At 60.5% G+C, this 26,204-nt stretch carries 24 protein-coding genes; 10 read left to right on the plus strand and 14 right to left on the minus strand.

The genetic code is table 11. From position 1 onward, the window contains the following. Positions 1–248: 248 nt before the first annotated feature. The 3 genes from C5L12_RS18545 to C5L12_RS18555 are packed head-to-tail and all read right to left on the minus strand — an operon-like array spanning position 249 to position 2,410. Positions 249–1,124 carry an amidohydrolase family protein gene (locus C5L12_RS18545; protein WP_105373542.1) on the minus strand — a complete coding sequence of 292 codons (876 nt, stop codon included), beginning with the start codon at positions 1,122–1,124 and terminating at the stop codon, positions 249–251. A gap of 23 nt (positions 1,125–1,147) precedes the next feature. After that, positions 1,148–1,603 carry a MarR family winged helix-turn-helix transcriptional regulator gene (locus tag C5L12_RS18550; protein ID WP_105373543.1) on the minus strand — a complete coding sequence of 152 codons (456 nt, stop codon included), beginning with the start codon at positions 1,601–1,603 and terminating at the stop codon, positions 1,148–1,150. A 12-nt stretch (positions 1,604–1,615) separates the two neighbouring features. Further along, positions 1,616–2,410 (minus strand): crotonase/enoyl-CoA hydratase family protein, encoded by a 795-nt coding sequence (locus tag C5L12_RS18555; RefSeq protein ID WP_105373544.1) that lies wholly within the window; start codon positions 2,408–2,410, stop codon positions 1,616–1,618. A gap of 133 nt (positions 2,411–2,543) precedes the next feature. Here C5L12_RS18555 and C5L12_RS18560 point away from each other — a divergent pair, with 133 nt between their 5' ends. The 7 genes from C5L12_RS18560 (at position 2,544) to C5L12_RS18590 (ending at position 10,959) form a co-directional block, all read left to right on the plus strand. After that, on the plus strand, positions 2,544–4,400 hold the full coding sequence (locus C5L12_RS18560; protein ID WP_105373545.1) for a feruloyl-CoA synthase: 1,857 nt from the start codon (positions 2,544–2,546) through the stop codon (positions 4,398–4,400). After that, positions 4,397–5,158: an SDR family NAD(P)-dependent oxidoreductase gene (locus C5L12_RS18565; RefSeq protein ID WP_105373546.1), complete on the plus strand. Its 762-nt coding sequence runs from the start codon at positions 4,397–4,399 to the stop codon at positions 5,156–5,158. The genes C5L12_RS18560 and C5L12_RS18565 overlap by 4 nt, the downstream gene beginning before the upstream one ends. A 5-nt stretch (positions 5,159–5,163) precedes the next feature. Beyond that, the gene (locus C5L12_RS18570) at positions 5,164–6,771 is read left to right on the plus strand and encodes an acyl-CoA dehydrogenase family protein (RefSeq protein WP_170109112.1); all 1,608 of its coding nucleotides are present in this window, start codon (positions 5,164–5,166) and stop codon (positions 6,769–6,771) included. Positions 6,772–6,841: 70 nt separating this feature from the next. Continuing rightward, a complete protein-coding gene (locus C5L12_RS18575; RefSeq protein ID WP_105373641.1) occupies positions 6,842–7,750 on the plus strand; it encodes a LysR family transcriptional regulator in 909 nt (302 codons plus the stop codon). Between the two features lie 143 nt (positions 7,751–7,893). Beyond that, on the plus strand, positions 7,894–9,231 hold the full coding sequence (locus C5L12_RS18580; RefSeq protein ID WP_105373547.1) for an FAD-dependent oxidoreductase: 1,338 nt from the start codon (positions 7,894–7,896) through the stop codon (positions 9,229–9,231). Between the two features lie 10 nt (positions 9,232–9,241). Then, entirely contained in the window at positions 9,242–10,513 is a 1,272-nt protein-coding gene (locus C5L12_RS18585; protein WP_105373548.1) for an aconitase X, read from the plus strand. Next, entirely contained in the window at positions 10,513–10,959 is a 447-nt protein-coding gene (locus tag C5L12_RS18590) for an aconitase X swivel domain-containing protein (protein WP_105373549.1), read from the plus strand. Before C5L12_RS18585 ends, C5L12_RS18590 begins: the two co-directional genes overlap by 1 nt. A 34-nt stretch (positions 10,960–10,993) precedes the next feature. Here the strand turns inward: C5L12_RS18590 and C5L12_RS18595 are convergent, their stop codons facing one another. The 10 genes from C5L12_RS18595 to C5L12_RS18640 all read right to left on the minus strand — a co-directional run bounded on the left by C5L12_RS18595 (position 10,994) and on the right by C5L12_RS18640 (position 21,219). Next, entirely contained in the window at positions 10,994–11,698 is a 705-nt protein-coding gene (locus C5L12_RS18595; RefSeq protein ID WP_105373642.1) for a ParA family protein, read from the minus strand. A gap of 115 nt (positions 11,699–11,813) precedes the next feature. Then, the gene (locus C5L12_RS18600; RefSeq protein ID WP_105373550.1) at positions 11,814–12,896 is read right to left on the minus strand and encodes a protein-glutamate methylesterase/protein-glutamine glutaminase; all 1,083 of its coding nucleotides are present in this window, start codon (positions 12,894–12,896) and stop codon (positions 11,814–11,816) included. 2 nt (positions 12,897–12,898) lie between these two features. Beyond that, positions 12,899–13,750: a CheR family methyltransferase gene (locus C5L12_RS18605; RefSeq protein ID WP_105373551.1), complete on the minus strand. Its 852-nt coding sequence runs from the start codon at positions 13,748–13,750 to the stop codon at positions 12,899–12,901. Between the two features lie 52 nt (positions 13,751–13,802). After that, the gene (locus C5L12_RS18610; RefSeq protein ID WP_105373552.1) at positions 13,803–14,294 is read right to left on the minus strand and encodes a chemotaxis protein CheW; all 492 of its coding nucleotides are present in this window, start codon (positions 14,292–14,294) and stop codon (positions 13,803–13,805) included. Further along, positions 14,294–16,114 (minus strand): methyl-accepting chemotaxis protein, encoded by a 1,821-nt coding sequence (locus C5L12_RS18615; RefSeq protein WP_105373643.1) that lies wholly within the window; start codon positions 16,112–16,114, stop codon positions 14,294–14,296. Before C5L12_RS18615 ends, C5L12_RS18610 begins: the two co-directional genes overlap by 1 nt. Positions 16,115–16,295: 181 nt before the next feature. Then, positions 16,296–17,987 carry a methyl-accepting chemotaxis protein gene (locus C5L12_RS18620; protein WP_105373553.1) on the minus strand — a complete coding sequence of 564 codons (1,692 nt, stop codon included), beginning with the start codon at positions 17,985–17,987 and terminating at the stop codon, positions 16,296–16,298. A gap of 4 nt (positions 17,988–17,991) precedes the next feature. Then, positions 17,992–18,519 carry a chemotaxis protein CheW gene (locus tag C5L12_RS18625; RefSeq protein WP_105373554.1) on the minus strand — a complete coding sequence of 176 codons (528 nt, stop codon included), beginning with the start codon at positions 18,517–18,519 and terminating at the stop codon, positions 17,992–17,994. Then, complete coding sequence (locus tag C5L12_RS18630; protein ID WP_105373555.1) at positions 18,516–20,528, minus strand: chemotaxis protein CheA; 2,013 nt, start codon at positions 20,526–20,528, stop codon at positions 18,516–18,518. Before C5L12_RS18630 ends, C5L12_RS18625 begins: the two co-directional genes overlap by 4 nt. Continuing rightward, a complete protein-coding gene (locus C5L12_RS18635; RefSeq protein ID WP_105373556.1) occupies positions 20,525–20,893 on the minus strand; it encodes a response regulator in 369 nt (122 codons plus the stop codon). The genes C5L12_RS18630 and C5L12_RS18635 overlap by 4 nt, the downstream gene beginning before the upstream one ends. Next, a complete protein-coding gene (locus C5L12_RS18640) occupies positions 20,890–21,219 on the minus strand; it encodes a hypothetical protein (RefSeq protein WP_105373557.1) in 330 nt (109 codons plus the stop codon). Before C5L12_RS18640 ends, C5L12_RS18635 begins: the two co-directional genes overlap by 4 nt. 335 nt (positions 21,220–21,554) lie before the next feature. On the opposite strand from C5L12_RS18640, the gene C5L12_RS18645 reads away from it, so the two are divergent. Continuing rightward, positions 21,555–23,288 carry a hypothetical protein gene (locus C5L12_RS18645; protein WP_105373558.1) on the plus strand — a complete coding sequence of 578 codons (1,734 nt, stop codon included), beginning with the start codon at positions 21,555–21,557 and terminating at the stop codon, positions 23,286–23,288. A 66-nt stretch (positions 23,289–23,354) separates the two neighbouring features. Here the strand turns inward: C5L12_RS18645 and C5L12_RS18650 are convergent, their stop codons facing one another. After that, on the minus strand, positions 23,355–24,440 hold the full coding sequence (locus C5L12_RS18650) for an Ldh family oxidoreductase (RefSeq protein WP_245422969.1): 1,086 nt from the start codon (positions 24,438–24,440) through the stop codon (positions 23,355–23,357). Positions 24,441–24,643: 203 nt separating this feature from the next. On the opposite strand from C5L12_RS18650, the gene C5L12_RS18655 reads away from it, so the two are divergent. Further along, positions 24,644–25,648, plus strand: a complete 1,005-nt coding sequence (locus tag C5L12_RS18655) for a GntR family transcriptional regulator (protein WP_105373559.1) — start codon at positions 24,644–24,646, stop codon at positions 25,646–25,648. 142 nt (positions 25,649–25,790) lie between these two features. Continuing rightward, entirely contained in the window at positions 25,791–26,198 is a 408-nt protein-coding gene (gene rbfA, locus C5L12_RS18660) for a 30S ribosome-binding factor RbfA (RefSeq protein ID WP_105373560.1), read from the plus strand. The last annotated feature ends 6 nt before the right edge of the window (positions 26,199–26,204 follow it).

Consider the following 26,204-nt stretch of genomic DNA (forward strand, 5'->3'; position numbering starts at 1 on the left):
CAAACATGGTTATGCGATCATGCGTCTCAGCGAGCGGTCTGCGGAGGTGGATTTCATCGGCATTGCCGACCGCAAGCAGCGGAATTCACCTGCTGCCGTTTTCCAGCGCTTCGCCGTCACTGACGGTACTGCCGGCGTCAATCGGCTTTGACGCCTCTTTTAACTGATCTCATGCAGACAGCTCTTTCTGATCCAACGCCGCTTGTCGCGGAAGTCTGAGCAGCCGGGTCGCGCTGTTGCGCGACTTTTTAGATCTTAAGAAGCTTGCGGGCATTCTCCTTGAGGATCAGAGGCCGCACCTCATCCTTGATTGGAATATTGGCAAAATCGGCCATCCAGCGATCCGGCGTGATTGCCGGCCAATCCGAGCCGAACAGCATTTTGTGCTTCAGGATGGAGTTGGCGTACTGCACCAGGATCGGCGGGAAATATTTGGGCGACCAGCCAGACATGTCGATATAGACATTCGGTTTGTGGGTCGCGACCGACAGCGCCTCTTCCTGCCAAGGGAAGGAGGGGTGCGCGAGGATGATCGGCATATCGGGGAAATCGACCGCCACGTCATCGAGATGCATCGGGTTCGAGAACTTGAGCCGCATGCCCATGCCGCCCCGCATCCCGGCGCCGACACCCGTCTGCCCGGTGTGGAAGAGCGTAATCGCGCCTTCCTCGGCAATTGCCTCGTAGAGAGGGTAGGCCATCCGGTCGTTGGGGTAAAAACCCTGCATGGTCGGGTGAAACTTGAAACCCTTGACGCCGAACTCCCGCACAAGGCGGCGGGCTTCCCGTGCGCCGGCCTTGCCTTTCGCGGGATCGATCGAGGCGAATGGGATCATGATGTCGCTGTTTTCGGCCGCGATCATCGCCACTTCTTCGTTGTTGTAGCGACGAAAGCCTGTTTCCCGTTCGGCGTCGACCGGGAAGATCACACAGCCGATCTTGCGCTCACGATAATAGACGGCGGTTTCATTCACCGTCGGCAGCATGCCCTTGTGGCCGGCCGGGTTCTTGAAATATTTCGCCATGCCCGCCTGGAATTCGTCGTAGCCGTCGTCGCGCGGACCGCAGCAGGGTTCCTCCGCATGAGTATGGATGTCGATGGCGAGCAGTTCATCGATATTCAAGGCCGGCTCCTCCCGATCCTGTTTCAGTCAATCCCGACGAATTTCCGTAAGAGGCCCGTCAGTTGCTGGCGTTCGTCCCTGGTCAGGTTTTCGCCGACGGAATCCTCGTAGGTGAAAAACCAATGGCTTGCCTGTCTGATTTTGTCTGCGGCAGCCGGCGTAAGCGTGATTTCGACCGCCCGGCGATCATCGTCAGGGACCTGGCGTGTGACCAGGCCCTGATCTTCCAGCGCGCGGATGAGTTTGGTCATGTGGGCGCGTTTGATCATCAGCCTTTGGCCGAGCACACTCTGGCGGATGCCGGGGTTGTGAAGGATGACCCAGAGAACGGAGAACTCGCCCGGTTTCAGGTGGTGCTCTCCGACTTCTTCGAAAAACCGCTCATAGATCTTGAGCTGCGCGAGCCGCATCAGGAAGCCGAGCGCCGTGCTGAGCCGGTCTAGGTCGACGTCTTCAGACGTGCGGACTGGCATATCCATGATGGTGTCCTCTCAGGCCGAACCCGGCGCCTTCAAGCGTGCGGCCCGCTTTTCCAGGAAGGCCCGCAGCCGCTCCTCCGCTTCCGGACTGGTGGCGGTAAACGAGGAAATGAAGGATTCGACAAACAGGCCGTCTTCCTTGGCCATATCCTGAATGCGCGGCAGCGCATTGATGACCGCGTAATTGGAAATCTCGGCATTGCTCGCGGCCGCTTCGGCCAGCTGATGCGCCTTCTGCCGTGCTGTGCCTTTTTCGACGACATACTGGGCGAGGTTCCAGCCCTCCGCCTCCTCCGCGGAAGCGACACGGCCGGTCAGCATCATGTCGGTCATACGTGCCACGCCCATCAGCCGCGCGACCCGCACGGAGCCGCCGCCGCCGACGAAGATGCCGCGCTGGCCTTCGGGCAACGCAAAAAAGGCCGAACGATCCGCAACGCGGATATGCGTGGCTGCCGCAAGCTCCAGGCCACCGCCAACCACTGCGCCATGCAATGCCGAAATCCACGGGATGGTGCCGTGTTCGATGCCGGAAAATACCGCATGCCAGCGGCGCGAACCACGCACGCCTTCGATCGGCGTCTTCTTCACATGTTCGGCAAGGTCGAGCCCTGCACAGAAGTGGTCGCCATGGCCAAACAGGACGACGGCCTTCGCCTCGCTTTCGGCGCGAGCTATTGCCTCGGCGATCATCTCGACGAAGCGGTCGCTGATGGCGTTGCGTTTTTCCGGGCGGTTGAGACCAATATGGGCGATCTTGCCCTTGAGCTCATAGGTTACGAAGCTCGTTGCCGTCTGATCGGCCATTTTGTGCTTACTCCTCCAGCAACGGACGCTCCCATTCATCCGCCTTGAGTTTTTGATCGTTTACATGGAGATTGTTTCCTTGTAAACAAATTTTTGGGAGCCTGTGGAGGCATTGACGTCTGGGAGGAGTGTCATGGCCGGTCAATCCGCGCGTGATGTAAAGCTGTGGTCGCCTGTGGTAAAGTGGGAGGAGCGGCCGAATGGCGAGTTCCTGGTCTGGCGGGACGATCCCCTCGGTCCTTATCCGGACAAGCTCAACGAGCGGCTGGTGCATTGGGCAAAGACTGCGCCCGACCGCGCCTGGATGGCCGATCGCGACGCGACAGGGGGCTGGCGGACCGTAACCTATGGAGAGGCGCTCGATCGGGTGAGGCGCATCGGTCAGTTTCTGCTCGACTTGAAGCTTTCTGCCGAAAAACCCCTCGTCATTCTCTCCGAAAATTCGATCGAACACGCGCTGATGGCGCTCGGTGCCCAGCATGTCGGGATCCCTTCGGCTGCGATCGCGCCGGCATATGCAACGCTATCCGCCGACTTTGGGAAGCTTGCCGAAATTGCCGCGCAGATCACGCCGGGCCTGGTGTTCGCCGATGACGCGGCCGTCTTCCGCAAAGCCGTCGATACGGCTTTCGGCGATGATATCCCATTCGTTGCCATCAGCAATCTCCCGGGTGACCGGTCCAACTCATATCAGTTTGAGGACGTCATCGGTACCGAGCCGACAGCGGCCGTGGACGAGGCGTTCGACACTGTCGGCCCTGATACGGTGGCGAAATTTCTCTTCACTTCCGGCACTACGGGTTCTCCCAAGGGAGTGATCCAGACTCAACGCATGCTCTGCTCGAACCAGGAAATGGTGGCTGACTGCTATGCTTATTTCCGCGACGAGCCGCCGGTCCTTGTCGATTGGTCCCCGTGGAACCACACGGCGAGCGGCAACAAGTGCTTCAACCTCGTGATCTATCACGGCGGCACCTATTATATAGACCGCGGCAAGCCGACGCCGAAGCTGATCGGCCAGACAATCGCCAATCTGAGAGAGATCTCGCCCACCTGGTATTTCAACGTGCCTGCCGGTTACGAGATGCTGGTGCAGGAAATGCGCGAGGACGATACGCTCCGCCAGAACTTCTTCAAGAACCTGAAAATGATGATGTACGCCGGCGCCGGCATGGCGCAGCACACCTGGGACGCGTTGATCGAGCTTGCGGAAATGACTGTAGGGGGAAGCATTCCCCTCGGCACGGGCCTGGGTTCCACGGAAACGGCGCCATTTTCGCTTTTTTGCACGGATCCTCAGGACAAACCAGGCAATATTGGGATACCTGCTCAAGGCGTCACGCTGAAGCTGGTGCCCTTCGAAGACAAGTTCGAACTGCGCCTGAAGGGTCCGAACATCACCCCCGGTTATTGGCGGAACGAGAAGCTGACGGCAGCCGCCTTCGATGAAGAAGGATTTTACCGTATCGGCGACGCCGTCAAGTTTGCGGTGCCAGGCGATCCGAGCAAGGGGTTCTATTTCGACGGCCGGACGGCGGAGAATTTCAAGCTGCAGACCGGCACCTGGGTGGCCGTCGGCATGTTGCGCGCTCAGTTCGTCAACCAGTTCGGCGGCCTGATCCGCGATGCCGTCATCACCGGCGAGAACCGGGCGGAACTCGGCGCGCTTGCCGTGCCGTTCATGCCGGCTTTACGGGAGATCATTGCAGGAGAGACCGGTCTTTCCGATGAGGCGGTGATCGATCACCCCAAGGTAAGGGCGGCCATTGCTTCGCGCCTGGCCGAGCATCAGCGGCAGGCAAGCGGTTCGGCGACGCGCATCATGCGTGTGATGCTGATGACCGACCCGTTGCGTTTCGAAAAGGGCGAGGTGACCGACAAGGGTTCGATCAACCAGCGCGCCGTGCTCGCCCAACGTAAGGATCTGGTGGAGGCGCTTTATGCGGATGGAGTGGATGTCATTCGCGTCGGGAAGGAGCTTGCGGCATGAAGATCGAGGGAGCGAGCGCGGTTGTGACGGGCGGCGGATCGGGGCTCGGCGAGGCGACGGCGCGCCAGCTCGCGAGACTTGGGGCGATCGTGCATATCTTCGACCGCAATTCGGCTGCCGCGGAGAAGGTAGCGGGTGAAGTTGGCGGGACGGCGCTCCTTGGCGACGTGACAAACGAAGGCGATGCATCGCGTGCACTGGATATCGCAGCCGGAGCTGGCGACGGTCTTAGAATTCTCGTCAACTGCGCAGGCATCGGCACCGCCGGACGCATCCTCGGCAAGCAAGGCCCGATGCCGTTGGCCGATTTCGAAAGAGTGATCCGCATCAACCTGATCGGCACGTTCAACATGATGCGGCTTGCGGCCGAGCGCATGGCGGCGCTGCCGGAACGGGATGACAAGGCGCGCGGCGTGATCGTCAACACGGCCTCCGTCGCAGCCTTTGAGGGGCAGGTCGGTCAGGCGGCCTATGCGGCATCCAAGGGAGGCATAGTTTCCCTGGCGCTGCCGGCGGCGCGTGAATTCTCGCGCTTCGGCATCCGCGTCAACACCGTCGCGCCCGGCATTTTCCTGACGCCCTTGCTCCACGAACTGCCTGAGGAGGCGCAGGCTAGCCTGGCGGCCGCCATTCCTTATCCGTCGAGGCTCGGCGATCCGGCGGAATTTGCCGATGCGGTGCGGTTCCTCATCGAGAACCAGTATGTCAACGGCGAGGTCATCCGGCTCGACGGCGCCATCCGCATGCAGCCGCGGTGACGTTGATGTCTTTCGAGGATCAGGCAAACCGGACGCTGGATCTCCTGGCCCTGACGCCGGGCTGGCACCGGTTGAAGGAGATGCGGGAAGATTGCGACGATGAGACGGTCGTGGCGATCGTCGGGGAAGCGGCGAATTTTGCCGAAGGCATACTGGCGCCGTTGAATACGGTCGGTGACCGGGTCGGCGCACGGGTCGTTGATGGACGGGTAAAGACTCCTGATGGTTTTACCGATGCGTTTCGGCAATATGCCGAAGCCGGCTGGCTCGGAATGGACGTGCCTGAGGAATTCGGCGGGCAGGCGGTGCCGCTGACGCTTCATGCCGCTTGCGCCCCACTCTTCGAACGCGGCTGCGTCGCCTTGATGATGGCCGCGGGCTCCACGCGTGCCGCGGCGCATCTTTTGGCCGAAACCGCTGACGAAGCGACCGCAAACGAATGGGTACCAAAACTCGCCGCGGGCGAATGGGCGGCCACGATCTGCATCTCCGAGCCGGAGGCCGGGTCCGATGTCGGCCGGCTTCGCACCAAGGCTGAGCTGCAGAATGGAGAATGGCTTATCACGGGCCAGAAAATCTGGATTTCCTTCGGCGATCACGACATGGCAACACGCATCGGTCATTGCCTGCTTGCCCGCACGAATAGTCAGCCGGGCACCCGCGGCATCAGCCTCTTTCTCGTGCCGAATTTCGTCGACGGCCAGCCGAACGGGGTTTCGGTGGACCGCATCGAAGAGAAGATGGGCCTGCACGGTTCCCCGACCTGCGCCATGAGGTTCGACTGTGCAAGGGGGGTTCTGCTTGGCAAGGAAGGGCGCGGCCTGCCGCAGCTCTTCACCATGATCGAGTTGATGCGGCTTCTCACCGGCTGCCAGGGGCTGGGGATTGCGTCCGCTGCCGCCGATATTGCCGAGGACTATGCCCGAGAGCGCCGACAGGGTGGCCCGGCGGACCAGCCACCGGTGCCGATCGCCAGCCATCCGGATATTCGGCGACAGCTCCATGAGTTGCGCAGCTCGACCGAAATCATGCGCGCAGCAGTGCTGGAACTGGCGACCGCCATGGATCTGGCTCAACTGGAAGCCGAGCCGGGCCTGGAGGATTTTTGCGGCTGGATGCTGCCGCTGATCAAGAGTTTCGGCGCGGAAACGGGCTTCGATGTCGCCCATCGGGCAATACAGGTGCTCGGCGGCGCCGGCTTCACGCGTGATTGGCCCCTCGAGCAATATCTGCGGGATTCCCGCGTCATGACAATTTACGAAGGCACGACGGGTATGCAGGCGCTGGATTTTCTGACGCGGCGCCTCTGGCGTGACGAGGGCAAGGGGCTCAGCGTTTTTCTTCAGAAGGCGCGGGAGGAGGTGGACGCCTATTCCGCAGAACATCCGGAGGCGTCAGAGGCGCTGCTTACGGTTCTCGACGACTTTGAGGCGCTGAGCGAGCGGATGATGGCGATGCAGAGTGATCCTGACGCGGCGCTTTACCGCGCGGACGCTTATATGCGCGCCGCCTGGGCGACCGTATCTGCCTGGATGGCATTGCGCCTCTCCGAGATCAGGGCGGCAGAACGGGTGACGGCGGAGTTCGCATTTCATAGCGCGCTTTGTAAATAAGGCGAAGTTGCGCAGGCTCTGATTTGCATGTCTGATGCCCGCTTCGATTTTTGCTCGGAATGAGAAGACAGTGAACATACTTCTCGATATCGGCGCCTTTCTCGCAACCGCCCGCGCTGGGAGTTTTTCTGCGGCCGGTCGCGATCTAGGTGTTGCGACCTCCGTCATCACGAAGCGGGTCAGGCGTCTCGAAGATCATCTGAAAACCCAGCTTTTCGTGCGTACGACGCGACGTTTGGCGTTGACGCTCGATGGGGAGCGGTTAAGGCCGCGGCTGCAGCTTCTCGTCGGGGAGATCGAGGAGACCTTAGCCACGCCCAATACGCAGGAACTGGGATTGACAGGTTCGCTGCGCATCAAGGCGCCGACGACGCTGACGTCGATGTTCTTCGGCGATATCTGTGCCGCCTTCCAGGCGGCCAATCCGCGGGTCAAGATGGAGATCGTGCTGCTCGACCGCTCCGTGAACCCGCTGGAGGAAGGGTTCGATGTGGCGGTGGGCGCGTTGCCGCAATCCTATGCCTATGTGATCGACCACCCGCTCTGCCCGTATCCGCGAGCCCTTTGCGCGGCACCGAGTTATTTTGCAAACCGCAGGAGGCCCAAGACTCCGACAGAGCTTGTCGGCCATGAATGCATCACGTTCCATACCATCGGCACGACCTGGACCTTCCAATTGGAAACAAGCGCGCTCAACGTGGAAATAACCTCGAATTTCACCGCGAACGACAGCCGTATCCTGCTTGCCGCCGCCAGGCAGGGATTAGGGCTCGCGATCCTCCCGCGGTTCCTCGCGCAGTCGGATCTGGACAATGGTATGCTGGAGGAAGTGATGCCGGAGTTTCCGGTTGAACCGTTATGGGTCAAGGCGTCGGTGCCGCGCATCAAGATGAACAGGAACGTCGTCGCCGAGTTCATCGCTTATGCGCAGAAACGGTTTGCGCAGGGAATTCCAACGCAGGACATTCCTGCCTTCTGACAGGATCAGCGCTTGTTTGCCTTCCAGTTTTCGCAAAACACGAAAGCTGATCGCTTAACTTGCCGGGTTCCGATGACGGTATCTTCAGCTACCATCCGACCGATAAGTGCCGGTAGGATACGGCACCGTGCGAAAGAGGCGTGATGTCACAGATGCTGAGCAGGGAAACCCGGATCGTCAGGCGCGAAAAGGCGGCGCCGTTTCGCAAGCTTAAGGCAGATATCTGCGTCGTCGGCGCCGGTATCGCCGGGATTTCCGCAGCCCTCGAAGCGGCTCGGCTCGGCCGTTCGGTGGTCATCGTGGATGGACAGGCAGCGCTTGGCGGACAGGCCGTCAACTCGATCATCGCCACCTTCTGCGGCCTCTTTTCCAACGGCACCCACGGCTATCAATTCACCTACGGCGTGGCCGATGAGCTGCTGGCCTACCTCGAGACGCAGGACAAGGCAGTCCATTACCGGCACGGACCAAATACCACCGTCGTTTATTACGACGAAGTGGCGCTCGGGCGCTGGATGGAGAATGCCGTTCTTGAGGCGGGTATTCAGGTCGTGCTTGGCGCCACCATTCTCGACGTGCATGTCGAGGGACGACGTATCGTTCAGACGGACTTCATGACGCGTTACGGCGGCGTATCCGTCGAGGCTACGGGCTGGGTTGAGGCAAGCGGCGATGCCGCACTCGTCTGGCAAGCCGGTTTTGCGTGCCGCGAGCCCGAAAGGGGCGGCGTCTTCGGCACGCAGATGGTGGTGCTGGAGAATATCGATGAGGCAAAGCAGCCGACGCGCTACGAGATCGCCGACCGGATGAAGGACAAGGGCGCGGGTTACGGCCTCCTGCGTCGCGAGGGGCTTGGCTTCACTATTCCCGGCCGCGGCATCGCCGCAATGAACATGACCCATGTGGAGACGCCGCTCGATCCGGTTGAGGCATCCAGGAAGGCGCTTGAAGGCAAAGACCAGGCAGCGCGTGCTGTGGAGTTCCTGAAGGCGGAGTTTCCCGAATGCTTCGGCAATGCCCGCATCCGCTCCTTCGGCCTGCCGGGCATCCGTCAGACCCGCTGGATCGCCGGCCGGCATCATCTGACGGTGGAAGAGATAAAGGCTGGCACCAGGTTTGACGATGCTGTCGCCCGCACGGCGTGGCCGATCGAGTTGCACGATCATGGCGACGGTCATCATTGGATCACCTTCGACGAGGACCATGCCCACTACATCCCGCTCGGCAGCCTGACGCCGGAGGAATGCGATAACGTTGCGGCCGCCGGCCGGTGTATCGATGCGGATTCCGCCGCCCTTTCGAGTGTAAGGGTCATGGGGCCTTGCATTGGCATGGGCATGGCCGCCGCCAATGCCCTCGATCTTGCCGGGACGGGCAGCGTGCACCAGATCGATCTCGCAGCACTTCGCGAACGGGTTTCCGATAATGTCGAAAAGAAGCATTATCGCTGGTCCGACGAGGAAATGCGCGCCGCATCGTGAGGAGGAAGCGATGAAGCTGAGCGACTATGAGAAGGCTATGTATGACGGCGAGCACGGCCGTGCCAAGGCACGTGCCATGGACCTGCTCGTGCGCTACGGCGAAGCGCTCGGCGCTGAACGGCTGGTCGAGACCAACAATGTTGCAGGTGCCTTCAACGCCTCGACGCCCTCTGTGCAGCCGATCGCCCGGAAGGGCATGGAGCATGTCTATTCCGAGCTCAACCTCGACAGCGACGAGGTGGTGGAGGTGCCGCATATGGTGGCACATACCTGCCAGCTGATCACCGGTATCGACAATGACAATTGGGAACTGCAGGGCGTTGATAAATCCCTTGTGGACATGCAGCGGGAAAACGAAAAGTTCCTCGGTCGCCGCGGCGTCAACATGTTCGCCACCTGCACGCCCTATCAGGTTGGCAATGTGCCGGTGAAGGGCGAGCATTGCGCTTGGATGGAATCCTCAGCGGTGATCTACTGCAACTCCGTGCTGGGTGCCCGAACCAATGTCGAGGGAAAGGAAAGTACCGGTGCCGCGGCGCTGACGGGCCGAATTCCCTATTGGGGGTTCCACATCACCGAAAACCGTCGCGGCACCCATTTGGTCGAGCTCGATATCGAGGTCGACGAGATGATGGATTGGGGCCTTTTGGGCTATTACCTCGGCGAGGTGATCGGCGAAGATATTCCCGTCGTGGAAGGCCCTATCCGCCAGCCGGATCTCGTCAAGCTCAAACATTTTGGCGCTGCCGCGGCATCGTCGGGCGGTGTCGAGATGTATCATATCCCCGGGATCACGCCGGAAGCGGAATCGGTCGAGGAAGCCTTTGGTGGCCGCAAAATGCAGGGCACGTTCCGGTACGGTTCTCAACAACGTCGCGAGACCTATGAGAAGCTGCAGAGCGCGACCGAGAAAAAAGTCGATTTCATCATGCTTGGCTGCCCGCATAACTCCATCGATCAGATGTCACTGATCGCTCATCTCCTTGAGGGCAAGCGAATTCACTCCGATGTGGCGCTGTGGGTGCACACGCCGCGGGCCATCAAGCAGGTCGCCGAACGCAATGGCTATATCGATGTCATCAAGGAAGCGGGCGGCGTCGTGATGAGCGACACCTGTCCCGCCATCTCCCGCCGTTTGCCGCAGGGGACCCGCGTCATCGCCACCGATTCCGCCAAGCAGGCGCATTACTTGCCGGCGATCACCGGGGTGCAGGGTTGGTTCGGCTCCGTACGTGATTGCGTGGATGCCGCGCTGACGGGGACGTGGAACGGGAGGATCTGATGGATATCGCGGCCGAAACCAGAACTGAAACCATCGTCCTCAAAGGGCGCAAGGTGGTGGGGGGCCGCTCGGAGGGCGAGGCGCTGGTGACATCAGAGACGATTTCCGGCTGGGGCGGCATCAACGAGCGGAGCGGTGCAATCATTGAACGTCGCCACGAGCTCAGGGGGGTCTCATTCGCCGGCAAGGTTCTGGTCTTTCCCGGCGCCAAGGGCTCGTCCGGCTGGTCGGCCTATTTCCATATGACGCGATTGAACGGCGTCCAGCCTGCGGCGATGATCTTTACGCGGATGACGACGAAGATCGCGCTCGGTGCGGTCGTCACCCGCGTGCCGGCGGTCACCGATCTCGATCGGGATCCGCTGTTGGTGATCGAGACCGGCGATTGGGTTACAGTCGATGCCGATGCCGGCACGGTGACCGTGATCAAGAAGACGCGGCCATAAACTCACCTCCAGGCAGAGTTCTTCCGGTCGCGCTTCAGGCGGCCCGGACGAAGCGGCTCGAAAGCGGCGCGCGTTTGTGCAATGGCACGCGGCGGAGCATTTCCAGCGCGAAAAGCCTTGCATTTTGCCGGGCCTTGTCGAGATTGCTGATCCGGGCTTCGTCCATCGTGTAAAGCGTGCCGCCGAGATCGAAGATGTCGCGGAACGCAGCACGTTCGATGATCGGCGTATCGAGCACGTCGACATTGCGCTCTGCGAGCAGCATCTTGACCGTCAGCAGGGCGCGAGTGGTCACCATGGAGTTGACGCGCGTCAGCACCACGGAATGGGGCACGCGGAGGTTGGCCTTTTCTGCGAGGTAGCGCAGTAGTTCCAGGACGTTGGCGCCCCCTTGGGCGTCCATGGCGCAGCCCTGGATGGGGATCAGGACATGGTCTGAGAGGCCGATCGCCTTGGCAAGCAGCGGGCTCTGGGCGCCGGGCAGATCCAGCACGAAATAGTCCGTCTTGTGCCGATTTTCGGCGATATGGCGTTCGATCGACGCCTGGGTGACATAGGAGATGACATTGAGCCTGTCGTCCGCCGGCGAGAGCTGATGCCAGCGCGAGATCCAGTATTGCGGATCGGCATCGAGGATCGTGACGCGATAGCCTTGCTCTACCAGTTCTGTGGCGAGAAGAAGCACGGCGGTGGTCTTGCCTGCACCGCCCTTGGTGTTGGCAAAGGTTATAACTGGCATCTTGGGTCCCCGTCCGGCTGCCGAGCGCAAATTGCTCTTCACCGCACCCTCATGATGCGTGGCGTCATTCTTGCCAAACATGGTTAATGAGGCATGAAGGCTGAATTGGCAGATTTCACCGCCGGCGATCGGCAGCTAGGATTTCCCGCCCGATCTGGTCGAGCGGCACGATCCTGTCGACGCCCCCATGTGCGATCGCTTCCTTCGGCATGCCGAAGACGACCGAGGTGGCTTCATCCTGGGCAACGGTATAGGCGCCGGCCTGATGCATTTCGTTCATGCCGCGGGCGCCGTCGTCGCCCATGCCGGTCATGATAACGCCCATGGCGTTGGCGCCCGCCGACCTCGCGGCGGAGCGGAACAGCACGTCGACAGAAGGGCGATGGCGACTGACGAGCGGCCCTGACCGGATGGAGACTTCGTAACGGGCACCACGCCGTTCGAGCAGCATATGCTTGTCGCCGGGCGCAATCAGCACGTGGCCACGCAGAACAGGATCGCCATCGACAGCCTCCTTGACCTCGACCTGGCAGAGGCTGTTAAGGCGTTGGGCAAACGCTGCGGTGAATTTCTCCGGCATGTGCTGGACGATGACGATGCCCGGCGAGTTAGCGGGCAGGGCCTCGAGAAGCTCGCGCAATGCTTCGGTGCCGCCGGTGGACGCGCCGACGCAGACGACCATTTCGGTCGTTTTTGCCATGGCGCCGGCTCTTGGAGGCGGCAGGATCGCATCCGCGGTAAGCTTGGCGGTTGTGCTTCCTTCCACAAGTCGCGATGCGCGCAGCTTGCCGACCCGGGCGCGAGCGGCACCTTTGACCGCAGTCCGGATGCGATCGGCCGCTTCGGCGAGATGATCCGCCGCGCCGATCTTCGGCTTCAGGATGACATCCACGGCGCCGGCTTCCAGCGCCTGCATCAGAGTTTCCGATCCGGCTTCCGTCAGCGATGAACACATCACCACCGGAATCGGATGCTGAGACATCAGCTTGCGCAGGAACGTGATGCCGTCCATCTGGGGCATTTCGACATCGAGCGTGATGACGTCGGGAATTTCTTCACGAATCTTCCGCGCCGCCATGAAGGGATCGTTGGCGACCCCCATGACTTCGATATCGGGATCGGCCGACAGGATTGAAGACAAAATCTGCCGGACGCTCGCCGAGTCATCGATGATCAGGACGCGGATTTTGCCCGTCATGCTCATACTCGCCTGAAGATCGTATTCGCGACCTGTCTGATCGGCAGATCGAACCCCGTTACCGTTTCGGAATGGCCAATGAACAGATAACCCCCCGGCATCAGCCGGTCACAGAGCCTTGTCAGTACATGGTTCTGGGTCTGTTTATCAAAGTAAATCAATACGTTGCGGCAGAAGATCATATGCATTGGATCGCCGACAGCATAGGCGTCGTCCATCAGGTTCAGCCGTGCGAAGCCCACATGGGAACGGAGCTTGGGAGCCATACGCATGTCATGCCGGCGGGGGTCCGACGCCCGCATCACGTATTTCCGCATCATCTCCGACGGGACCGGCTGAAGAAGTTCGCTCTGATAGATGCCGCGTTGAGCCTTCTGTAGCACATCGGTGGAGAGGTCCGTTGCGAGTACGAAATAATCCCTCTCCGGCGCGTTGGCCGCAAGATAGTCGGACAGCACCATGGCCATGGTGTAAGGTTCTGCGCCGGTCGAGCAGGCGGAGCTCCAGGTACGGATGCGCCGATCGTTGAAGTTCCGCAGGATATCCGGCAGTGCCGCCTTCGTCATGTATTCGAAATGTTTCGGTTCACGGAAGAAGTCGGTCTTATTGGTTGTGACCGCGTCGATGAGGAAGATTGCTTCCGCCTCGATGCCGCCTTGCTTGAAAAGATAGTCGCAGTAGCTGTCGAAGGTCTGCATGCCGGTGACCCGCAGGCGCCGCCGAAGCCGCCCCTCCAGCATGGTCATTTTCGTATGGGGCATCTTGATGCCACTGTAATTGTATATGTATTCCGCCAGTACGTCGAAATCGCGCTTGCTCAACCGATCGTCGAGCGGCTGGCTTCTCATCGCCATGCTCACGCACTCACCCCCGTCATGTTGACTTTCCAGGCCCGCGTCCCTGTTCCTACGCGACCTGAGCCTGCGGCCCGACATCTGCGAGGGCCGAACCGGAATCCGAGAACAGTCGCGCAAGATCGACAATGACCACGAAGCCGCCGTCCCGTCGCACGACGCCCGCGATGTAGTCCGAGCGCCAGCGCACGCCGATGTCCGGTGCGGTCTCGATCTGCTCGCTGCGGAACGGCACGACTTCGAAAACCCGATCTGCCACAAGACCGAGCGCCAGAACGCGATCGGCGACAGGCACATCGAGCACCAGGATCCGCGTATGGGACGTCTTGACGGTCCTGGACATCCCGAGACGCAGACGCAGATCGATAACCGGGACACCCTGACCGCGGACATCGCGCAGCCCCAGAAGATATTCCGGGCCATGCGGGATCTTGAACGGCTCCTCGTGGTCAAGGATCTCGCGGACCACCTCCACGGGGACCGCGAAGAGCTCTTCGCCGAGGGCGAAGGTTACGAATTGCGCTTCGGAAGATATTGCAGCCATTATGCACGCTCCCTGAAATCATCGTCGTCGGAGTCCGGCCCACCCATGGACAGATCGAGGGCGAAACCCCTGGCACGGGCCTGCTGCGCCGCCAACGATTGTTCAGCCGGCCGGGTGGTGTAGCCTTTATGCGTCGGCTGTGCTGAAGATCTTGCCGGGGCTTGCTTGGTTGCTGCGATCTGGCCTCGCTGCTTGGAGCCGGTGCGATCGACCTTGAAGAAGGCGATCGATGCCTGCAGTTCCTCGGCCTGAGCGGCCAGTTCTTCCGATGTCGCAGACATCTCTTCGGATGCGCCGGCATTCTGCTGGGTCACCTTGTCGAGCTGCTGGATGGCTTCGTTGATCTGGGCCGCACCGATATCCTGCTCGCGGCAGGCGGCGGAGATTTCCGAGACGAGTTCGGCGGTCTTCTGGATATCCGGCACCAGCCTGTTGAGCATATCCCCGGCTTCCGTTGCCACCTGCACCGTTTCGCCGGACAGCGCGCTGATTTCCGCAGCCGCAGCCTGGGAGCGTTCGGCGAGCTTGCGCACTTCCGAGGCGACCACCGCAAATCCCTTGCCGTGTTCGCCGGCGCGGGCTGCCTCGACGGCGGCATTCAGCGCCAGAAGATCGGTCTGGCGGGCGATTTCCTGGACGATCGAAATCTTCTCGGCAATGGTGCGCATGGCGCCGACAGCGCGGTTGACGGCCTGGCCGGAGGCTTCGGCGTCGCGCGACGACTGCCGGGCGATCTTTTCGGTCTGGGCGGCATTGTCGGCGTTCTGCTTGATGTTCGCTGCCATCTGCTCCATCGAGGCGGAGGCCTCTTCGGCCGACGATGCCTGTTCGGTGGCACCCTGCGACAGGGTTTCCGAACTTGCCGAAAGCTCCTGGCTGCCTGACGAGACATTGCTCGACGCGGCCAGCGCATCGGCAACAACGCCGCGAAGGCGTTCGACCATGCTCTGCAGCGCCAATCCAAGTACATCCTTCTCGGAAAGCGGTTTCGGCGAAACCATCAGGTCACCGTTGGCAATCTGATCTGCGATATTTGCGGTATTGCGAAGGTTGGACGTCATCACATTGATCGTATCGACGAGATCCTTGATCTCGTCATTCGTCTTAATCTCGACATTCTGATTGAGGTCGCCAATGGAGACGGCGCTGGCGACACCCATGATCTTTCGAAGACCGGAGCTGATACCAAGCGCAATCCACAAGGCGACGAGGAAAGAGAACACGACGAGTCCGATACCCATGCCGATGAGCAGATTTCTCGAATGGGCGTATTGTCCGTTGGTGGCTTCGTCCGTAGCATGCAGATCGGTCTTGATAAGGCCCGTCAAATCCGCCATCAGAGTGAGCAGACGGTTGACCAGGACAGCGCCCTCGGTCATCGAAATCTCGCCGGCGCGCTGATTGCTCTCTGCAGTGTTCTGGGTGGCAAGCGTCAGCACATCATTCTGCACCGCGACGAACGAGGGATATACCGACCGTATCTCGCCGATCTTGGAATGCAACTGGGGATCCGTCGCCTTTTCGAACTCTGCCAGGGTCTCCTCGATCTCCTTGCGAGCCACTTCAATGTTCTGGCGATATCCGCTGATCTTCGCCGGATCGGTATTCAGTATGGCGTTCTTTTCGGCGCGGATCGTATTTGCAAGCGATGTCGAAAGCGCGTTCAGGCTCTCAAGATGGCTTGCGGGGCCTTGGACGAGGCTTGTGATCGAGGAATTGAGCGAGGAAAGGTTGATGATCGACAGAACAGCCATGCCGATCGACATCAATATCACCAGGCCAAAGGCGATCGCGAGTTTGAACTTAATGGTGAAGCGCATGATATTGTGTCCCGATTGCAATGCGATGACAAATCTGCTCCATCCGGAGACGGTAGCTTTGTAAACGCAGTCAGGACGATACATTCACCCCCTGCAGGCCGGCGAACCGGCATGACGTCGTCGCATACATGCGACGACGGTCCCCGGGCCGAAGCCCAGGGTCTTCTTCTTCAGGCGCCTCTTAGGCGCTTTCGCGGAAATCCGCGTCGTCGGAGTCCGGCCCGCCCATCGACATATCGAGAGCAAAACCCTTGGCGCGGGCCTGCTGGCTGACCACCGAGTGGTCCTGCTTGAACTGGCGCGGCGCCGCGCGGTTTGCCTGAGCGGGTTTATGGATGCTGGCAGCAGGTGCGTTACGCTTGGCAGGCTTGTTAACTCCAGCCTGATCGACCTTGAAGAAGGCGATGGATGCCTGCAGTTCCTCGGCCTGAGCGGCAAGCTCCTCCGATGTGGCAGACATCTCTTCAGATGCGCCGGCATTCTGCTGGGTCACCTTGTCGAGCTGCTGGATGGCTTCGTTGATCTGGGCCGCACCGATATCCTGCTCGCGGCAGGCGGCGGAGATTTCCGAGACGAGTTCCGCGGTCTTCTGGATATCCGGCACCAGCCTGTTGAGCATATCCCCGGCTTCCGTTGCCACCTGCACCGTTTCACCGGACAGCGCGCTGATTTCCGCAGCCGCGGCCTGGGAGCGTTCGGCGAGCTTGCGCACTTCCGAGGCGACCACCGCAAATCCCTTGCCGTGTTCGCCGGCGCGGGCCGCTTCGACGGCGGCATTCAGCGCCAGGAGGTCGGTCTGGCGGGCGATTTCCTGGACAATCGAAATCTTCTCGGCAATGGTGCGCATGGCACCGACAGCGCGGTTGACGGCCTGGCCGGAGGCTTCGGCGTCGCGGGACGACTGGCGGGCGATCTTTTCGGTCTGGGCGGCATTGTCGGCGTTCTGCTTGATATTGGCAGCCATCTGCTCCATCGAGGCGGAGGCCTCTTCGGCCGATGATGCCTGTTCGGTGGCACCCTGCGACAGGGTTTCCGAACTTGCCGAAAGCTCCTGGCTGCCCGACGAGACATTGCTCGACGCGGCCAGCGCATCGGCAACAACGCCCCGAAGCCGTTCAATCATGACATTGACGTGGCCAAGCAGTTCGCCGATCTCATCCTTGGTAGAGATCTCAACCGTGCGGGTAAGGTCACCCTCTGCAACGTTGCGCACGCCAGCAGTTGCTCGAGCAAGGCCCCGGCTGATTGTCATCGAAATCCAGATGGCGGCTGACAACGCGATGACGACTGCAACGCCAGCGACGCCGACCATAAGGTTTCGCGTGGTTTCGTAAAGAATATCGGTTTCGGTGTTGGCATCGGCCAGCTGCTGTTTCGACAATGCCACCAGTTCATCGACGGCTGCGTCCAGTCCGTTGGCTGCCTCGCGCCCTTCGGTGACAGACAAGCGTTGGGCCTGATCCGCTGCTCCTGACTGGATGGCTGCGCGAATGCGATCGTCGACGGCATCTGCCTTGGCGGCGAATTCCTGAATCTTCAGCCAGCGAGGCTTGCCTTGCTCTGTGGCAATGCTGAGCCCTTTGTCGAGCGCAGTCTTCAACTCGACGCGTGCTGCGTTGCCCTTCTCGCGCGCCGCATCGATCTCTGTCGGAGTCGTAGCGGCAATCAGGTTCTTCTGCTGGCGGATGCTTTGCAACTGCGCCACGCTGACCCTCTGGGCGAGATCCAGGCGAGCGACAGGTCCGTTGGACATCTGCGTCATCGCATTGTTCAGCTCGGAGAGACTGGTAACTCCATAGATCGCTGTCGCAAGCAACAGGACGATCATGACGGCGAAGGCCAGGCCAAGCTTGAGTTTGATCGTGAATTTCATGGTCTCACCTTTGTGCTGAGCCGTGGGAGATGGATGAATTGATGCGATCTGCCTCGGCGGCAAAAATCGCATTGAGATTGGGGACGATGATGAATTCCGTCCCTCGCTTGACGAGGCATTCGATGAAATCCGGCCGCCAACGCATGCCCACGCTCGGCGGCGGCTCGCCCGCAGCACGAAGGAGTGTCGTCACCTCGTGGACCTTGTCCGTACGGATGCCGGCGAGAACAGGCTCGCCATCGATGTTGATCGCGATGACGATGATACGGCTGTCGATGGTCGGTTTCGTCGCTTCCATACCGAAAGCGAGCCGTATGTCGGCAAGCGGAATAACCTTGCCGCGGAAGTTGATCACGCATCCCACGAAGGCTTTGGCCCCCGGGACCACGGTCTCGGGCAGGAGATCCAGGATTTCCTGTACGATCACGGCTTCCAGCGCAAACATCTCGCCGGCGATGTCGAATGTGAGGACTTCCAGCTCGTTACGGCCGTTCCAGAGGTCTTCCGAAATCTTTCTGACTGCTTCGTTCATCCGGCCGCCCGCAGATGCGCCTCCTGTTGTTGTCCTTCGGTCACCAGATGTCCGACGTCGAGAATCAGCGCCACGTCGCCGTCGCCGAGGATGGTCGCACCGGAAAAGGTCGCGACGTCATGATGCAGTTTCGACATGGCCTTGATGACGGTCTGGTGGTCGCCGATGATCTGGTCGACCACCAGCCCCACGCGTTCCGAGCCGGTCGAAATGACCACTACTTTCTGGAAAGGATCTGGTTTGGTGCCGGTGCGGAAGAGGTCGCGGAGCCGGAGGAAGGGCACCAGGCTGTCGCGCAGCGAGATGAAGCTGCGTCCGCGTGAGCGCATGTCTTCCTCGATCGACAGTTCCAGACATTCTTCGACGGCAGAGAGTGGAATGACGTAACGGCCGGCGCCGACGCGGACGAGCAGCCCGTCGATGATCGCCAGAGTCAGAGGGATCGCCAGCGAGATTTCAGAGCCCTGGCCCGCATGGCTGGCCACGTTGATCGTGCCGCGCAGGGCGTCGATGGTCCGCTTGACCACGTCCATGCCGACGCCGCGGCCGGAGAGATTGGTGACTTGCTGCGCCGTCGAAAAGCCCGGCTGGAAGATAAGCTGATAGAGTTCCTGATCGGTGAGGTTCGCGTTCGGCGGAATGAGGCCCGATGCTTCCGCCTTTGCCCGTACCCGCTCCCGGTTGATGCCGCGGCCATCGTCCTTGATGGTGATGATGACCTCGCCCGCCTGCTGGCGGGCGGAGAGCATGATCCGTCCCGCCTGAGGCTTGCCGGCTGCAAGGCGTTCATCCGGTGTTTCCAGCCCGTGATCGCAGGAATTGCGGACGAGATGGACGAGCGGATCTGCAAGTCGCTCGATGACGCTTTTATCGACTTCGGTGCTTTCGCCCTCGGTGACGAGCTCGATCATCTTCCCGGTCTCGTGGGAAAGATCGTGCACAAGTCGGCGGAACCGGCCGAAGAGCTGGGTGACCGGCACCATGCGCAGCACCATCATGGTATCCCGAAGCTCGCCGGAGAGGCGTTCCACGTCTTCCGAAACGGCGCGCAACTGCAGATCGCCGCTGCCACCCGCAAGCTGGCTGAGGCGGGATTGGGCAATCACCAGCTCTCCGACCCGGTCCATCAGTTCGTCGAGCTTTTCGGCGGGTACGCGGACATTTTCGGAAGTTTTGCTGGCCTTGGCGTCGGTTGGGAGTGGAGCGACAGTCACAGGGGCCGATACGCGCGACGCTGAAGCCGTGACGGGCTCCGTTGCGACTGGCTCGACTGGCTGGACCGGTGTCTCCCGACTTTCCGGGGACCTTGCGGCGGAAGTGGCGGCCTCGACGGCGGTAATCTCCAGCTGCATGTCGTCCATGACGAAGATGAAGACATCCTCGATTGCCGAGCGGGGCTGGGACGTCAGCAGCTCTACATTCCAGGAGATGTGGAGATCCGTGGGGGAGAGAAGATCAAGTGACGGAATTGCGGAACGGTCGGCGACAATCCTGCATTCGCCAAGCTCGCGCAGTTCGTCAAGCAACGGAAGAGGATTCGTTCCGTTCGCCATCGCGTTCTGCGGCAGGCTGAAGCGAATCTTGAATAAGGTCCGGGCAGGTGCACTTAGGGCCTGAGCCGCGCTGGGATTATCGGCGCCTTCGACGGCTGCCCTCAGGTTTGCGAGCAATGCCTCGCTGGTTGCCTCATGATCGCCGGCCGGTGTTTCCACCAGTGCCCGCATATGGTCCTTCGCTTCAAGAACGGCGGTGACCAGTGCCTGGGTCGCCGGAACCTCGCCCTTGCGGACGCGATCGAAGGCAGTTTCGCAGTGATGGGTGAAGGCGGCGAGGGCGTCGAAGCCGAACATGGCTCCCGAGCCCTTCAATGTGTGGAGACCGCGGAATACCGCGTCTATCCGATCCTTGTCGCCGAGGTTTACGTTCAGGTCGAGAAGGCCGGCTTCGATCTGTTCCAGAAGCTCGGCCGCTTCCGTTCTGAAAACCGCGATAGGATCGGGAAAGCTCATTTGCCAAGCACCTTTCGGACGATTTTCACGAGGCTCTCCGGGTCGAAAGGCTTTGTCAGCCATCCGGTGGCGCCGGCCGCTTTTGCCTGCTGCTTCATGTCGTTATCGGATTCCGTCGTCAGGAAGATCACCGGGACCCCCATGTGAGCCGGCATCTTGCGCAGCTCGCGGATCATCGTCAGGCCGTCCATGTTCGGCATGTTGAGATCGGTAACGATCAGATCGAACTGGCCGGCATTGAGCTTGGCGATCCCGTCCATTCCGTCCACCGCTTCGGTAATCTGATAACCGGCATTGCTGAGGGCAACGCGGGTCGTCAGTCGGATGCTGGCGGAATCGTCGACCGTGAGGATACTGGCGCTCATTGAATTCCCCCTTGATGAAGCCAGAATGTTGCATCGTCAGCGGACATTCCTTCGAGGAACCCGCTGCGTTCCAGGACATCGAGAACCGGGCCGTTGGCAGGCTCGGCGAGCGCGATGTTTTTCCCGGCGGAAACGGCATAGATGCGCGCAGCTTCCATCAGCTGAACAAAGCTGATGTCCACCTGGCAGTCATCCGCAAACGCAATGGTTGTGGACCTGTTCTTGTCGATCAGCTGGAGCATTTCCTGCCGGATAGCACTTATCGCGCGTACCGTCAGGTTCGGTGGCAGATGAAAGCAATCTTCTTTAAAATCGGCGATGGACATCGAACCTCAATATAATTCCGCAACAGCTGAAATACCTGCAAAACACTGACCTTACATCGTTAATGGGGTGTTAATGGCCCGTGGCGAAATTTCGCGGCGTAATTATAATAAGTTGTAATTCGCATCCGTTTTCGGAGCGAAAAATTAACTACAAGCGGCAAAACCAGCGGCCTGTTTCGTAGGAATTAACCCCTTCACCCAAAGATCAGTCCCTGCGCAGGGCAAACTCACGCCACGACTTTCTGGTGTGGCCCTGTTCCAAAAGGATGCAGGCGAGTTCATCGCCCGAGTTTCGGCAGGAGAAAGCCCCATCGGGGGCTGAAAGGTGAGGCAAAGTGGCTGTCAGGGCATCAGTTTTTGAGGTCGCGGAAAGCTCCGAGGGCATTCTGTTCTTTATTGACCGGATGGAGGCGGCCCGGTCGCGTATCGAGGAACGATTCCTTGAGGGCGGTGCCGCGCTTCTGTCCATTCTCGACGTACTCAACAAGCTGATAGGCTCGCTCGATCAGTTGACGGGCTCGCTTGATGAGGGAACGGCGAACGCCACCATGGCGGAATTAAAGAATACCGTGGACCGGCTATCGCACCTGACGGAACTGGAAGCTGTCCGCCAAGTGGGATTTCAGGAAATCGCACTAACGGAACGCAAGCTTCAGCCGCAGATCGAGGAGATGCAGGAGACGCTGCGCTACCTGCGAACCTTTGCCGTGACCGCAAAGATCACCGGGGCCGGTATTTCGGACTTTGCCGGTTTCGCCGAGGAAATTCTGGAAAGAATCCAGGAGGGCACGCGGCAGGTCAATGACTTTGCCGGCAAGCTCAGCACACTTGGCCAAGGCCTGGGTCCCGTCATGGTCAAGGGCAAGGCGACTTTGGCAAGTTATGACAAGACGGTGCCGCGCATTGTGGAAGGGCTCACGGAGGGCGCAGCGGAGATCGGCAAGCATCGCAAATCGCTGGTCGAGCGCGCTGTCAGAGTGCGCGCCGTGGCCGGTGCCATCCAGACGAAGTTGGCTACGACGCTTTCGGCAATGCAAGTCGGTGACATTACCCGCCAGCGCATCGAGCATTGCCAGTCGAGCCTCCGGATCTTGTCGGAATACCTGCGATCACCCGCTGCCGCCGGATTGAGCGAGGAGCAGCGCGAGAGCCTGTCGCTGATCATTCGCATGCTGGTATCCCAGCAGCTCAATCAGTCGATCTTGGATTTCGATCGGGACACGACGAAAATCGTCGCCACCGTTGCAAGTTTTCGCTCTGACCTGTCGGAGATCGAGGCGCTGCGTGCCGCGACAGCCGAGAACGGCTCCGGTGGGGGCGAGAGCGCGATCCGTGAGCTAGAAAACAGCGTGGCGGATGCCCGCAGCGCCGTACGGAACGTGGAGGACGTTGCCAGCCAGGCAAGCGAACTTAGCCGATCGACTGGCAGGACGGTGCAGCAATTGCTCGATGGTATCGGCATCGTCCGGGCTGTGCGCACCGACATTCACTACATGGCGCTTAACACAAACTTGCGTTGCGGCAAGATCGGCGAAGAGGGCAGAGCAATCAACGTCGTCACCGCCGAGCTCCGGAATTTCGCGGCCTTGCTTGACGAGACGGCCGAGAAGATTCTCGCGGAACTCCACGCTTTGGAGGCCGCTTCCAGCAAGCTGAATGGCGTTCAGGGTGAAAGCGAAGAGGAATCTCTCGATCTGCGCCTGGCTGCGGCGCTCGAAAATATCCGCGTGGTGGGTGACCGGATGGATGCCCAGATGGCAGCACTCGGTGACCAGAGCAAGACGGCTGTGGGCGAGATGGATGCGTCGCTGGCGCGCCTCAACTTCAATGCCGAGCTCGGGGAAGTGCTGCGCTCCTGTGCCAGGGAACTTGAGCTTGACGGTCCCGTGTCTGAAGCGCCCGGCATTGAGGAACCGCTCGCCGATCTCGGCGCCCGCATAGCTCGTCTCTACACCATGGTTGCGGAACGTGAACTGCACGCCGAGGTGTTGGGTACGGCCCCCCCGGTGGAGGTCACCGCTGTCGCAACGGTTATGTCCGACGAGGACATTGACGACGCGCTCTTCTGACGTCACCGCCGGAAACGCGAAATTCTCCTGCAGTTATATATAAGACAACCGGCTCCAACCGGTATCTCATGGCGCCATGAGGGGCGCTTCCAATCCGTATTGCCCGGCGAGTTTGGCGAAGGACTCGCGGGTTGCGGGATCGAGAGGGATGCCGCGCTGGCGGCGTTCCTCCGCGACCGCCCACTCCCGGTCTCCCGGAGCCATGACCTGCATACCGTCTCTTGCGGGCGAACTGCGCAACGCCTCGAGGTAACGGTGCATGCCGGCCTGGAAGACCTCTTCGGAAACGAAGGCGCCGGGTCTTATCGCCACAACAAAGGCGCCAAGGGCGCGGGGCGTGGAAAAATCCGGCCCGTTCATCGGCAGCAGGTCGAAACTCAGCCCCATGCCTGAAAGAACGGCGCTCAGGATTTCTACAAGGCCCGCCAGTCCCGCTCCCTTGAAACCGAATTCCGCTCCGAGTGGAGCCAGCATTTCCACAATCGAAGGATCCTGCGTGTCTGTGCCTTCGATATCCGAAGCGACGGCGGGCGGAAGTTCTCGTCCGAGGCTGCGGTAAAGTTTCACGCGATTGTAGGGTATGGCGCTCGTTGCCATATCCAGGAGCCATGGATTTTGACCCTGAACAGGTACGGCAAAGGAAATCGGGTTGGTGCCGTGAAAGCGCATTGCGCCATCGTGGAGACGAACGAAGCTGTCCGAGTTGCAGAAAGCGCCGCCGACATAGCCTTTCGCCGCCGCCTCCAACGCATAGGCGCCGGCCGGCCCGAAATGTGAACTGTTGCGGATGGAGACCGCACCGATGCCGGCAGTTTCAGCGAGCTCGATAGCCTTTTCCATGGCGCGATAGGCGGCGAGCGCTCCATGGCCATGGCCCGCATCGAGCCAGGCAGCCGCCGCGCCGGTCTGGGTGATGCGCATGTCGGGCCGCGGGTCGACCCGTCCTCCTGTCATGACGGCCACATAGTGATCGAGAAGCCTGATCCCGTGGCTGTCAACGCCCAGCCGGGAACCATGCATCATGGCGCGCGTGGCGGCACCGGTCGTGGCTTCATCGGCTCCGACGGCAAGCAGTACCGCCCGGCAGAACCGATCAGCTTCCTCGACGGAGACGCGCATAACAACCTCTTCGGCAGCCGGTTTTGTGTTCATAGGATCGTCCTGTTCGAGCGTTTTCGCGAATTAATGTACCATGTGTACACTAGACATCATAAGGCTTGTATCAAGAACTTTGTACCTATTGTTTTCGGCGGCGGCGCCGGGACGCATGAATTGAACGGTAGCGAGTCAGCTGGTAAAATTTCCGAAAACAGATATCGCGTCCTCAAGATGATCGCGGACAGGAGACGGCGCGCATGAGCAGCGTGGAACGGCAGCGGCAGAGGCCGGCGGCGGGCGCTGCCCCTCGTCTCTACCAGCAGGTTTTCGAAATTCTAGCGACCCGCATCGCTGAGGGCAGCCTGGCGAGCGGTGTACGTCTCAACGAGTCCTCCGTGGCTGAACAGTTCAAGATCAGTCGTGCTCCTGCCCGGCAGGCCCTGGTCGAGCTGGAACGGCGCGGTCTCCTCGAAAAATCACTTGGTCGGGGTTATGCCGTCCGCTCCAACGCCTTTGGCGGCATGGAAGCCATTGCGCGTGTCCAGCCGATTGAGGACCTTCGCCTGACACAATTCTCCAGCTGGGAAAAGATCTACGGCGAGGTCGAAAGCGAGATCGCAGCCCGGTGTTCCTTTGCCGGCTGGCGCGTCAACGAGACGGAGCTCGCCCGGTTCTACGACGTCAGCCGTACCGTGGCTCGTGATGTCGTTGGTCGATTGCAGCAGCGCGGCATAGTCCGCAAGGATGAGCGTTCGCGATGGATCGCACCGGCTATGACGCCTGATTACGTGGGCGATCTCTACGAGCTGCGGTGGCTCTTGGAACCGGTGGCGCTGGAAAAGGCTGCGGCGAAGACTTCGCCGCAGTTTATCGCCGGAATGCGTGCCAATCTGGAAGTGGCGATCGAAAAGGCAGGCGACCTTACAGGACCGGATCTCGACCGACTGGAGGAAGAGCTACATATCACCCTGCTCGGTAACTGCGAAAATCGGACACTGATGCAGGCAATCAGCCTGCCGCAGGCGCTCCTTGTGACGCATCGGTTCCTCTATCAATGGATGCCGCGGCTCTTCGGCACCGAGCCGTTCCTCGCCGAACATCTGGAAATCGTCGAGCGTCTGCAGGCTGGGAGGGTCGAGGAGGCTGCAGAGTCGCTCAAGCGGCATCTTCAAGTCTCGCAGGAACGGGCGATCAACCGGATCGCACTGGTGACGCGGCAGGTCAGTCCGCACGATGTGCCCTATCTGGAAAAGCTCGATTGAGATTGCGGAATTGTGCTCCGCATCGAGATAGCTGTACCTAAAGCCTTGACCTTTGACCGCGTCTCCGTCATTTGGACCGCCTTTACGTGATGTAGCGCCGGATATGGGACGAGCCCCGTCGGCGCTTTGGAAGAGAAACAAAATGACAAAGGCTACATCCTCGGCGCCGTCTCAGCGCATGCTTCGCGTTGGCGAACAGGTCCGCGCCGCCATAACCCAGGTCCTGCAGCGCGGCGACGTGCGCGACGACCTGATCGAAAAGACCGTGATCTCGGTATCCGAAGTGCGTATGTCGCCGGACCTGAAGATTGCGACGGCTTACGTCACTCCGCTTGGGCTTCCGGACCACAAGGCCGTCATCGATGCGCTCAACCGCAACGCCAAATTCATCCGCGGTAGGCTCGCCGGCCAGCTTCGGCAGATGAAATACATGCCGGAAGTCCGTTTCCGCGACGATACCAGTTTCGACAACTACAAGAAAATCGACGAGCTCTTGCGGTCGCCGGAAGTCCAGCGGGACCTCGACGGCGATAGTGAAGACCAGGAATAACCAGAG

This window comes from Neorhizobium huautlense, from assembly GCF_002968575.1.
Classification (GTDB): Bacteria; Pseudomonadota; Alphaproteobacteria; order Rhizobiales; family Rhizobiaceae; genus Neorhizobium; species Neorhizobium huautlense.